This is a genomic window from Patescibacteria group bacterium (genome assembly GCA_034660655.1).
Classification (GTDB): domain Bacteria; phylum Patescibacteriota; class Patescibacteriia; order JAACEG01; family JAACEG01; genus JAACEG01.
On the sequence record JAYEJU010000053.1, the window covers coordinates 14126 to 27037 of the forward strand.

The 12912-nt window shown below is 30.4% G+C and carries 8 protein-coding genes; 5 read left to right on the forward strand and 3 right to left on the reverse strand.

The features are described from left to right. The first annotated feature begins 35 nt into the window (after window positions 1–35). The 3 genes from U9O55_03860 to U9O55_03870 all read left to right on the forward strand — a co-directional run bounded on the left by U9O55_03860 (window position 36) and on the right by U9O55_03870 (window position 6252). A complete protein-coding gene (locus U9O55_03860) occupies window positions 36–2819 on the forward strand; it encodes a thrombospondin type 3 repeat-containing protein (GenBank protein MEA2088945.1) in 2784 nt (927 codons plus the stop codon). Window positions 2820–3161: 342 nt separating this feature from the next. Beyond that, a complete protein-coding gene (gene pheT, locus U9O55_03865; GenBank protein MEA2088946.1) occupies window positions 3162–5615 on the forward strand; it encodes a phenylalanine--tRNA ligase subunit beta in 2454 nt (817 codons plus the stop codon). A 10-nt stretch (window positions 5616–5625) separates the two neighbouring features. Then, window positions 5626–6252 carry an adenylate kinase gene (locus U9O55_03870; GenBank protein MEA2088947.1) on the forward strand — a complete coding sequence of 209 codons (627 nt, stop codon included), beginning with the start codon at window positions 5626–5628 and terminating at the stop codon, window positions 6250–6252. A 92-nt stretch (window positions 6253–6344) separates the two neighbouring features. On the opposite strand, the gene U9O55_03875 is transcribed toward U9O55_03870, so the two are convergent. The 3 genes from U9O55_03875 to U9O55_03885 form a co-directional block, all read right to left on the reverse strand. Then, window positions 6345–7589, reverse strand: a complete 1245-nt coding sequence (locus U9O55_03875) for a glycosyltransferase (protein ID MEA2088948.1) — start codon at window positions 7587–7589, stop codon at window positions 6345–6347. Window positions 7590–7599: 10 nt separating this feature from the next. Beyond that, window positions 7600–8685: a mechanosensitive ion channel family protein gene (locus U9O55_03880; protein MEA2088949.1), complete on the reverse strand. Its 1086-nt coding sequence runs from the start codon at window positions 8683–8685 to the stop codon at window positions 7600–7602. A gap of 268 nt (window positions 8686–8953) precedes the next feature. Further along, window positions 8954–10330: a mannose-1-phosphate guanylyltransferase/mannose-6-phosphate isomerase gene (locus tag U9O55_03885; GenBank protein ID MEA2088950.1), complete on the reverse strand. Its 1377-nt coding sequence runs from the start codon at window positions 10328–10330 to the stop codon at window positions 8954–8956. Between the two features lie 315 nt (window positions 10331–10645). Here U9O55_03885 and U9O55_03890 point away from each other — a divergent pair, with 315 nt between their 5' ends. Both U9O55_03890 and hisS read left to right on the forward strand, forming a co-directional pair. Further along, window positions 10646–11305 carry a PEP-CTERM sorting domain-containing protein gene (locus U9O55_03890; GenBank protein ID MEA2088951.1) on the forward strand — a complete coding sequence of 220 codons (660 nt, stop codon included), beginning with the start codon at window positions 10646–10648 and terminating at the stop codon, window positions 11303–11305. Between the two features lie 137 nt (window positions 11306–11442). Beyond that, the gene (hisS, locus tag U9O55_03895) at window positions 11443–12768 is read left to right on the forward strand and encodes a histidine--tRNA ligase (protein ID MEA2088952.1); all 1326 of its coding nucleotides are present in this window, start codon (window positions 11443–11445) and stop codon (window positions 12766–12768) included. The last annotated feature ends 144 nt before the right edge of the window (window positions 12769–12912 follow it).

Genomic DNA, 12912 nt, shown 5'->3' on the forward strand with positions numbered 1-12912 from the left:
ATATAATTGTTAAATAAATTTATTTTATATTTTTTATGTTTTATAAAAATTTTAAAAAGATCGGTTTTTTTATTCTATTTTTTTGTTTTTTGGCATTTAATTTTTTTATTTTTTCTGCTGAGAATGTTAATGCCGCGTGCAAAAAAAATGTTACTATAATCGCTCGTAACGCAAACGGAGAATATTTAACAAATATATCTTTTAAAATTTATAGGCAGGTTGTTGATGTTGACGGAAAGCCAAAGCCTGGCAAAAGCGTTGCTTCTGGGAATATTGATCCTATTTTAGGAAAAAGCATTGTTGAGTTTGACGACGATGATTATACTGAGTATGCGCTTAAAATTTGGGACAAAAAAATTGGTGGAAATCCAACAGCTGGAGCATTTTGGTTTTATAATAATTTAACATTAAATTGCGAAGAAAGCGTTGAAATAACAAAATATCTGAGCGGGATTAATTTTGTTTTAAGGGACACAGAAGAAAATTTGCGAAAAAATACAGCTTTTTCAATTTATACGCAGAGAGAAGACGCTGATGAAAATCCCATAAAAGAAAAACAAGATTTAGTCGCGAATTTAAACACTTCAGAAGAAGGAGAAGTTGTTTTGTATATTCCAAATAAAAGTAAAAGCATTGACAACAAGGGAAGCAGTTATTATATTTTTGAATCTAAAGGAAAAGATGGTGGAACTTTTATTTATTATGATCTTTATGTGGGAGATACAACAACTCTTAAATTCCAATATGTTTTTAGCGATATTGTTTTTACTTTAAAAGATGTTTATGGAAATTTATATCCAGCAGATAGCAAAATTGAAATTTTAGAACAAACGCTTGATCAAAATGACAAAAAGACAACAGGCGAATTTTTAAAAACGCTTTACACAAATGATGAAGGCGTTGCGATTTTTGAATATCCATCAGGAACTTATGTTGCCAGAATTAAAGATAGCAATGGGCAATATGAATTTTTTTGGAATCTTGAGATGAATAATAGGGCGCGAAATAATATTACGCTCACAACAGATAGTGAATGGAGTCCGGCAAGCGGAACTTGTGAAGAAAAATCAGAATTGACTATAATCGCCAAAAATTTTAATTTTAATTATATTCCCAATCTTAATTTTGAATTATATGAGCAAACAGTTGACGCTAATAATCGTCCTGTAGCTGATAAAAAAATAAAAACAGGCAAAATTGACAATTCTGGCATTGGAACAGTTATTTTTAATCCTGATCCAAGAAAATTTTACGCTTTAAAAATATATGATAAAAAATCTAATGTTGGCGAGTTTTGGTTTTTTAATGATTTAAAATTTGTTTGCGGCAATAATCTTGAAATAACCAAATATCTTACTTCAATTAATTTTGTTTTGCGGAACGCTGACGGCGATTTAAAGAAAAATCAAAAATTTTCTTTATATACGCAAAAACTTGACATTGATGGAAACCCAATAAAAGAAAAAAACGAACTAATCAGTTCGTCATTAAGCACTTCGGAAGAGGGGTCAACTGTTATTTATGCCGCGCCTGACCATCCATATATTATGGATAAAGTCGGCCGATATATTTTTTCAAGCATTGGGGGAAATAAAGCTGAATTTATTGAATATAATATTGATGTGGTAGGCGGGAAAAGTGTTAATTTTGAATATATTTTTAGTGATTTGATTTTAAAAATAGAAAATGCTGAAGCAGAAAAATTGCCTGACAAGCAGACAATAGAAATTTTTCATCAGGAAGAAGATATAGATGAAAATTTAATTTTAGGAGACAAAATTCAAACAATTAAATTAGGAGATGATAAAAGCGTAAAGTTTGAATATCCTTCTGGAGATTACGCTGTTAAAATTAAAGACAGTACAGGAAAAGATTATTTTTATTTTTGGAATATTAAAATTAAAAATCAGAAAAGAAAAACAAAAAAATTAGTAACTAATATAATCAGAGTAGACGCAAAAGAAAATAGCGGAAAATTTTTTTCAGAAGGAACAGGAATATCTGTTTATTCTATGGTTCAGGACGAGAATGAATATTATCATCGCAATAAAAAAATTACTTCATCTAAAATTACAAATAAAGGTTATGTTGATTTTTCTTTGACGCCAAATCCTTATTTATTTGTTTTAAAAAAAGACAAAAAAGAATACGGAGCTGTTCTATATGCGGAGCAAAGCAAACTGCATAGAATTACTTTAAATGTTTCGCCATATTCATTAACAGATAAAGACACAAAATATAAAATAGCAAAACCTGTTAAAGATTATACATTGACTGATAAATTAAAAGGATATATTTTATTGCAGGTTGAAGATGACGGCGAGGCTTGGTATGTAGACGCAAAATCTCGCAAACGTTATTATATGGAAGATGGAGCTTCTGCTTTTCAAATTATGAGGGAATTTGGGTTGGGGATAACTGATAAGGATTTAAGTAAAATTGAAATCGGTTTTGATGATCGTTTTAATGATTTTGATTTTGACAAAGATGGATTGCCGGATAAAATGGAGGAAGCTTTAGGAACCGATATGGAAAATCTTGATAGCGATAATGACGGATTTTTGGACGGAGAAGAAGTAAGAAGCGGTTATAATCCGCTTGGCTCAGGAAAAATTTTAATTGATAAAAATTTAAGCAAGAGATTAAAAGGGAAAATTTTATTACAGGTGGAATCAAGAGGCGAGGCATGGTATTTGAATCCGCAAGATGGAAAAAGATATTATATGAAAGACGGGGGCAGCTCTTTTAAAATTATGAAATTTTTAAGTTTAGGAATAACTAATGAAAATATTGAGGAGATAGAAGAAGGAGAATTATAACTAATTTTGGATTTTGATTGAATGACTCAATGATTTAATAGCATAATGACTTAATTGCAAATGCTAAAGTATTTTGTATTGAGTATTGAGCGTTAAGTATTTATATGCTAAAATATTTATAAAATAATTTTTATATTTAATTTAACATTATGTTTTTGTTTAACAAAAATAAAAAACGGTCAGACAGCGATATCGAACTTATGCTTTATATAAGTCTTGGGATGATTGTGCTGGTTACTGTGATGATTGCTGTGTTATCGTTCTAAACAGTATTTGATTTTTTTATTTTATACAATATAATTTTTATATAAAACAATCATTGTATTGTAAATTTTTTATTTTATGTATTTATCTTATAATATTTTAAAAGAATTTTGTGATTTAAAAATTTTGCCTGAAAAATTGGCTGATATTTTAACTTCGCATTCTTTTGAGGTAGAGAGCTTAAAAAGCGTTGGCAAAAATTTTAATAAAATTGTAGTAGGTGAAATATTAAAAGTAAAAAAGCATCCAAGCGCTGACAGATTAAAAGTTTGCGTAGTAAATGTTGGAAAGCAAAAGAAAAAAGAAGTGCAAATAGTTTGCGGAGCGCGAAATGTTGAAGCAGGACAAAAAGTTCCGGTTGCTTTGACTGGAGCTGTTTTTTCAAATGGAATGGAAATTAAAAACGCGAAAATAAGAGGGGTTGATTCAAATGGAATGATTTGCGCTGAATCTGAACTTTTTTTAGGAGAAAACAGTAACGGAATTATGGTTTTGGATTCTAAATTAAAAATAGGGGATAATTTGGCCGAAGCTTTGAAATTAAAAGACTATTTAATAGAAGTTGACAATAAATCCATAACTAATAGGCCTGATTTGTGGGGGCATTTAGGCGTTGCTCGGGAAATTTCAGCAATATTATCTTTACGATTTAAATTTTCCAAACAATCATTGCCAGCTGTTGTAAAAAATAAAAAATTAAATATTAAAATTAATGATTACAAATTATGCAACAGATATTTAGGAGTTGTAATAGATAATTTGAATATAGGGCCGTCTCCATTATGGATGAAGAATAGGCTGCAAAACTTAGGAATACGTCCGATTAATAATATAGTAGATATAACAAATTATGTGATGTTGGAAATTGGACAGCCAATGCACGCTTTTGATAAAAATAAAATAGCTGGTGATGGGCAAAAGACAATAATAGTGAGAAAAGCAAAAGATAAAGAAAAAATTTTAGTGTTAGATGACAAGGAATATATTTTAAGCAAAAATGATTTAGTAATCGCTGACAAAAAAAATCCTATTGCTATTGCCGGAATTATGGGTGACAAGAATTTTTCAGTAAACAACGGCACAAAATCAATAATTTTAGAGTCAGCGAATTTTAATCCTTTAGCAGTTAGAAAAACTTCCAGTCGTTTGCGTTTGCGAAGCGAATCATCAATTCGTTTTGAAAAAGGGTTAGATCCGAATTTAGCTGAAATTGCTTTTAACAGAGCTGTTCAATTAATTTCTCAAATTATTCCTAATGTTAAAATAAGCAATGTTTTTGATAATAAAAATTTTAAATTAAACCAAAAGCCAATTAAGGTAAGCATCAAAGATGTAAATAAAAAAATAGGGGTTCAGTCAAAAAATAAAAAAATAACAGCTGTTTTAGAAAAATTAGGCTTTAAAGTAAAAATAAATAAAAATGATGTGATAGATGTTAAGGTTCCGAGTTGGCGTGCTACCGGCGATATTAAAATTCCAGAAGATATTATTGAGGAAATTGTTAGGATTTACGGTTATGATAAAATTATTCCTGTTTTGCCAAAAACAGAATTGAAGCCTTTTATAATTTTGCCAGAGAAAAAAATAGTAGATTTAGCAAAAGATATTTTAAGCAGAAATTTAGGAATGGTTGAAGTTTATAATTATTCTTTTAATAACAAAGATCAATTAGAGCAATTAGGAATTTCCGCCAGCTGGCTGGTTGAAAATTGTGTTAAATTATTAAATCCTTCAAGTGAAAAGCAAAATTTAATGAGAAACAGTTTGCTATTGAATTTATTAAACAACGCGCGCCAGAATACGCGGAATTTTGATTGTTTTTCATTATTTGAAATTGGATCTGTTTATATAAAAGAAAAAGGAGAATATAAGCAAGATTTTTTAAAACAAACTTTTTTGCCAAAACAATGTAAGATGGCAAGCGGAATTATTGTTGGAAATAAAAGTTCAAAAAAAGAAGATGTTTTTTTAAAAACTAAAAATATCGTTCGCGTTTTGTTAAATGAGTTAGGTTTTGACAAAGTTGAATTTTTTGTTATTGATTTTAAAACAATCCCTGTCTTTTTTCATCCAGCGCGTTCAATGGAGATTAAAGTTAACAATAAAAAAATAGGAATTTTTGGAGAAGTTCATCCTAAAATTTTGTCTAAAATGGAATTTGACAAAAAAGGAATTGGAATTTTTGAATTAGACTTAAGCTTGCTTTCGCGAATAAAAATAATTGAAAAAAAATACAAAGAACTTCCTAAATTTCCAGCAATACAGCGGGATTTGGCTTTTATTTTAGATAAAAAAATATTATATAATGAAATAATAAAAGAAATAAAAAACGCTAGCGATTTGATTGTCGGCATTGACCTGTTTGATATTTACGAAAACGAGAAAATTTTAGGCGCTGATAAAAAAAGTCTGGCTTTTCATATTATTATTCAATCAAGAGACAGAACTTTAAAAAATGAAGAAGCAGACAAAATTCAAAAGGATATAATAGGGAATTTAAGCAAAAAGTTCAAGGCAAAAATTAGGCGATAACTTTAATTTTATGAACATTATTTTTTTAGGGCCGCAAGCTTGTGGCAAAGGAACGCAAGCTATTATGCTGGTTGAAAAATTAAAAATCCCGCATATTTCTACGGGAGATATTTTTAGGAAAAGCGTTAAAGAAAAAGATGAAATAGGAAAAATGTTAAAAAAGCATTTGGACAGCGGGGGGTTAGTACCTGATGAATTAACAAATAAAATTGTTGAAAATAGATTAAAGCAAGCTGACGCTAAGAAAGGTTTTATTTTGGACGGATACCCGCGGACAATAGCGCAGGCAAAATTTTTGGATAAAATTAGCAAGATTAACAAAGTTGTGGAAATCAAAATTTCAGATAGCGAAGCAATTAACAGAATTGTTGGGAGAAGATCTTGCGCTTGCGGACAGACATATCATTTAATACATAAGTTGTCAAAAAAAGATGGAATTTGCGATTTATGCGGAAAAAAACTTTTTCAAAGAGAAGACGACAAGCCGGATGTTGTTAAAAAAAGATTAAAATTATATCATAAAAAAATAAAGCCTTTATTGGATTATTATAAAGGCAAAAAGATATTAATAGTTGTGAATGGCGAGCGTTCAATTCAGGAAATACACAGTGATATAGCAAAAATTTTTAGTATTTAATTTTTATTTTTTTACACCACCTAACCTTCCCTAAAAGGGGAGGAACTTGACTTCATAGTTTTCCCCCTTATAAGGGGAGTTAGAGGGGGGTATTATTTAATTATTTGATTATAAATTTTCAGATGGTCTTTTATTAATTTGGTAATTAAAAAATTTTTTTTTACTGAAAGATGGGCTTTTTCGCCTATTTTTTTTGCTAATTTTGGATTTTTTAAAATTTCCACGATTCTTTTAGCGGCCTCATCAGTGTTATCAACTAAAAATCCATTTTTTTCGTCTTTTATTTGAAATTTTATTCCTCCGACATTTCCGCCAATTACAACTTTACTATGCCACATACCCTCAGTTACTGTAAGTCCAAATCCTTCTCTTAACGAAAGCTGAAGAATAGGATTAGCGCAATTTTGCAAAGCGTTTACTAAAACTTCATTTTTAAGCCCAATTTTTTTTAAATCAGAAATTAAAATTACATCAGTATCTCCTTTAGCGTATTTTTTAACCTTTTGATATATTTTAGGAGCCGAAGGATCGTCCTGGGCTTCCATTACTCCTAATAATACTAATTGCAAATCAGGTATTTCTTTTTTAGCTATATAAAAAGCTTTAGCAGCGCCAACAGGGTTTTTCCAAATTCCAAATCTTGAAACCTGCGCGATAATCGGCTTGCTTGGATTTATATTAAGGCGCTTTAAAATGTTTTTTAGTTTTTTTGGCTTTATAATTTTATTTTTTTTTGTTAAAGGATCAATCGTCGGATAAGAAATGACCGCCTTTGAAGCGTCAAAATTTTTTATAACATATTCTGGCAGAGAAAAAATCACTTTTTGATAAAATTTAATGTAGGGGTTTAAAAATTTTAAAATTTGTTGGTTAGGAGTAGAAAGATCAAGATGAATTCTTAAAATCATTGGCGCGCCATCATAGAAAGCAGAAATAGCCAATGGCTGGGGGTCATGAATTATTACTAAATCAGGTTTTAGTCTATTTAACTGCTCGGCTATTTTTTTATTAACATTTAAATAATATTTTTTTTCTTTTTCTGTTAAAGAAATTTTAAGACCTTGAAGCCCGTTATGAATTTTTTTAGTAATACTAAAAAAGAATCTGTCTTCTTTTATAAAATACCAATTGCTATCTATTCCAAGCGATCTCTCCAATGACGGTTGGCTTTCTAAAATTTCCGCTACGCCTCCTCCGTCAGGAGTGGCATTGATATGGATTATTTTTTTCCCTTTTAATAGTTTGGCTAATTTTTTAATCCTTTTTATTTCTTCTGCGGAAACAATTTTTTTATAGTTGTTTATATTTCTCTTTATAATCTTTCTTTTTTTAAGCATAAATTTAATTTTATTTTTCCAAATAAACTGTCTGAGTTGGATAAGCCATAACAATATTTTCTTTTTCAAAAGCCGTTTTTATTTTTAACATCATTCCTTGGTTAGCGTCCATATAATCATTATATTCTCCTGTTTGAATGTAATAAACAACTTCAAATAACAGCGCTGAATCTCCAAATTCGTGAAAATGAGCCCGATCAAAACGAGCCAATTTTTCCGACTCAACAATTTCTTTTATTATTGAAGGAATTTTTTTCATTTTTTCTGACAATGTATTATAAACTACGCCAAAAGAAAAAGTTATTCTTCTTTCTTTCATTTTTTTAAAATTTTGGATTCTGGCCGAAGTTAATTCTTTATTGGAAATTACAATTTCTTCTCCGCGGAGGGCTCTTATTCTTGTTGTTTTGATACCAACTTTTTCAACAATGCCTGACTGCTCTCCAACTATGATAAAATCCCCAACTGTAAATGGGCGGTCAAAATAAATCGCAAACGAGCTGAAAAGATCGCCTAAAATATTTTGCAAAGCTAAAGCAATCGCGATTCCGCCGATTCCCAAGCCAGCTACCAAAGAAGTAATGTTAACTCCAAGATTTGACAAAAAAAGCAAGACACCAATACACCATAATACTGCCTTAGAAATATTTCCTAACAATCTCATAGCTGATTTAGCGTGATCGTCTTCTTGATATTTTTTCATGCTTCTTTTTATAACATAATCAATCAAAATTTTAATTGCCGTAATCGCTAGATAAATAACCCACGCGACTAAAATAATATTTATTATTTTTTCCGCTATGTTTTTTATAGCTAAAAAATTTAAAGCTAAATAAAAAGATAAAAACGAATAAAAGGGCGGACGAAGCGTATTAATAATTTTAACAAAAGTGTCGTCAATATCTGTTTTGGTTTTTTCCGCAATTTTTTTTAATTTGTACAAAACAATACTTTGAAAAATTTTGAAAATAATAAGCGAAACAAAAAACACAATCAAAGCGATCAAAAAACCTTTGATTGTGTTTCCTAAAAATTCGTATTGCCAAAAACCGCTGTTAGTTTGTTCTGATAAAAATTTGAAAATTGATTCAAACATAAATATATAATTAATTATTTAGATATAAAATTTATCGCAAATAATACTTTCTTAATAATAAAATAAAATAATTTTATTTAAATAAATTACAAATTCAAAATCACAAATAACAAATAAATTACAATGACCAAAATTATAAATCCCTGCCTCGCCGGCAGGCATGCAAAACAATTTTGAATTTTGGAAATTGGAAATTGCCTGCCCCGTAGTTAAGTCTGAAAGACTTATACTACTGGGGATTGAAAATTGAAAATTGATAATTGATAATTTATGCCTCTAGTCTCCCATATTCATCATCATACCTTATAATATCGTCTTCTTCAAGATAGTTTCCTGTTTGCACTTCAATTAATTCAAGATTTATTTTGCCTGGATTTTCCAAACGATGTTTTGCGAATGCTGGAATAAAAGTGCTTTCATTTTCCTGTAAAAGAATATTTTGTTCTCCATTTACTATTTTAGCAATTCCTTTAACAACAATCCAGTGTTCAGCGCGATGATAATGGGACTGCAAACTTAATTTAGATCCAGGGAAAACAGTGATTTTTTTTACTTTATGCGCTGGCGTGTCAATTAACACTTCATATTTTCCCCAAGGACGATATACAATTAAACTATGTTCAGACTCCTTAAAATTTTTTCTTTTTAAATATTTAACAACCTTCCTGACTTTTTCTCCTTGTTCATTTTTTTGGATTAAAATGCTGTCGCTGTTTTCAATTATTATTAAATCTTCAACTCCGATTGTTGCGATTAAACGGTTATTTTCACTGTGGATAAAAACATTTCGCGAGTCTATATTTATATGTTTAGAATTATTGCTGCTGATTGTTTTTTTTAAACTATCAAATGAGCCAATGTCGTTCCAAACAAAATCACCCTTAAAAACAACCATTTTTTCTGATTTTTCAGAAACAGCGCAATCAATAGACACAGAAGGCATTTTTTTAAATTCTGAAATAAAAATATCAAAATTTTTTATAAAATATGAATATAAATTTGGACTGCATTTTTCCAATTCTTTAATAAAAGTGTTGATGTTAAAAATATATATTCCTGAATTCCAAAAATAATCGTCTGATTCAATATACGCCCTCGCGGTTAGCTTGTCTGGCTTTTCTTTAAATTGTAAAACTTTGTAATATCCATCTTGCTTTTCTCCTTTTTTAATATATCCGTACCCTGTTTCTGGCTTAATCGGAATTATGCCTATTGTTCCAATATTATTATTAACTAAATTAACAGCTGATTTTATTACATTTAGGTATGATTTTTTGTCGCCAATATAATGATCAGCCGGAGTGATAACAATCGGTTCAGATGGATTTATTTTTATTTTTTCTTTTAAATATTTCAAAGCGAAAATTATCGCAGGCGCCGTGTTTAAGCTTGCTGGTTCAACTAAAATATTTTGTTTGTTAAAATTTTTTTCAATTTCTTTTATCTGATTAAAAACATTAAAAAGATTATCCTGATTAGTTATGAAAAAAATTTTTTCAAGAGGAACAATTTCGCGCGCGCGCAAAAAAGTTTCTTGTAGCAAAGATTTATTGTTATATAATTTTAAAAATTGTTTTGGAAAATTTTTTCTGCTTAAAGGCCAAAGCCGAGTTCCAGACCCTCCGCAAAGAATTAAATTGTACATAAGATAAAATTTTAGCCAAAGGCTAATCAGCCTCTAGCTAACAAAATTCCCTGCATGCCGGCAGGAAAACTATAACTAAAATTTTTTATAAAGAATTATTTATTTTTAATTTAACTGAATATTAAGGCTCTTGTCAAGCAAAAATTAGATAAATTTTTTAATATTTAGATATTTTAGTGAAAAAGCATTGACATTTTTAATAATTATGGTATATTTAGTATCAGTTCTTAAGAAATATAATAAATATAATAAAAGGAGGTAAAAAACAAAAATAGGAAATGTTGGTAAAAAAAATTTAAAAATAGGAGAAAAAAGATGAAAAAAGGATTTTTTTGTTTAGCGATTTTTTTGTTTTTTGCGGTATCTGCCGTTGCTATGCAGATTCCGACAAATGGAACAGGCAACCAAACAGCTACCCTTGGGTTTGAGGACATCGGAACAAGCATCTACGGTCATATCCCAGATGGGTATGGCGGATTGAATTGGGACAATTTTGGCTATATGTCCGCTAACTATATTTCTGGATATGAGATTGAAGGAAATTATTCCGCCTTTAATTACGGGGGAAATGTCGCTTATGTGACAAGAGAAACAATAAGCGATCCTTTTACTTTTCAAAGCGCTTATTTTAAAGGCGCGTGGAATCCTCTAGATATAGCAATAACAGCTTATTCTTCCGAAGGATATCCTGTTTTTGAGGAAACAATTGTTGTGGACGTAGATTCCTCATCGTTGTTTTCTCCTCAATTGGATTGGGATAATATTGTTGGACTATCTTTTTATCCTTCTTTGGGCGCTGGGGTAACAGATTCGCGCAATCGTACCCATTTTGGAATGGACGAGTTCACTTTCTCGTCATCCTCAAGTAATTCCAATCCGGTGCCAGAGCCGGCAACAATCATTCTCGTCGGATCAGGGCTTGCTGGATTTGGTTTTATCCAAAGAAGAAAAGCAAAAAAAGCAAGAGAAAAATAACATATTTAAGCTCTTCAAAGTAATAAGATCTCCCCCTCTATTTTTTAAAAGAGGGGGAATTTTTTTTGAAAAAAAATGGACAAAAATAAAAAAATAATTTATAATAATAAGCAGTTAATTTACTAATAAAAACATTTATGGGTCGCCGTCCAAAAAATAGAACAATTATTAAAAGAAAAAAAAGAATGAAACCGCCGCAACTTTTGCGCGGAATGAAAGATATAATTTCCCAAGAGCAGGTTTATTGGGATTATATAAAAGAGAATGCTGAAAAAATAGCAAAAGATTACGGATTTAAAAAAATAGACACTCCTATTTTAGAAAATACTTCTTTGTTTGTCCGCAGCACAGGGAAAGATACTGACATAGTTGAAAAAGAAATGTTTTCTTTTATTGATGAAGGAGGGGATAATGTTTCTTTGAAGCCTGAATTAACGCCTGGAATTGCCAGGGCTTATATTGAGCATGGAATGGTAAATTTGCCGCAGCCTGTAAAACTTTTCAGCATAGCCCCTGTTTTTAGAAGAGAAAGGCCCCAAGCGGGAAGAGGCAGACAGCACTATCAGTTTGATTTAGAAATTATAGGCGACAAAGACTATATTATAGAAGCGCAGTTATTGCTGATAGCTTATAAATTTTACAGCATTTTAGGAATTAACATAAATATAAAAATTAACAGTATTGGCTGTATGGAATGTAGCCCTCAGTATAAGGAAAATTTAGTCGCTTATTTAAAGAGTAAAAAAACTAAACTATGTGCTGTTTGCAAAAAAAGGGTTACTAAAAATCCTTTAAGAGTTTTGGATTGCAAAGAAGAAAAATGCCAAAAAGCGATTGAAGACGCTCCGCAAATAGTTGACTGGCTTTGCAGTGATTGCAAAAAACATTTTACAAAAGTTTTAGAATGCGCTGACGAGCTTGATATCCCTTATGAATATGATCCATATTTGGTAAGAGGGCTTGATTATTATACAAGAACTGTTTTTGAAATTTGGCCCGCGAATATTGAAGGCGCCGGATTCAGGCAGTCTGCACTAGGAGGAGGCGGGCGCTATGATGATTTAATGGTTAACTTGGGCGGAAGAGATGTTCCTGCTTGCGGGATGGGGTTAGGAGTAGAAAGAGCAATTCTTAAATTAAAAGAGAATAAAATTGAAGTAAAAAAGAAAAGCAAAATTGAAGTTTTTGTCGCTCAGCTTGGAGAAAAGGCGCGGGTAAAAGCGTTATGGCTTTTTGAAAATTTAAGGACAGAGGGCATTAAAGTCGCTGAAAATTTTTCAAAAGGAAGCTTGCGCGGGCAGTTGGATTTGGCAAATAAATTAGGCGCTAAAGTTACTTTAATAATTGGGCAAAAAGAGGTGCTTGACGGCACAATTTTAATTCGCGATATGAACAGCGGGATTCAAGAAGAAGTTGATTTTTCTAAAATAATAAAAGAAGTAAAAAAAAGAATAAAAAAATAAAAAATTTATTTGTTATTTTTTGAATAAGTTCACATACATCCTGGACTCCAAAAAGTCTAAAAATGTATGCAAATAGGATTTAAATATAAATATTGCGCTGGTTTTGGAAGATTGTATAATTATGGATTAAAACATTATCCTAAT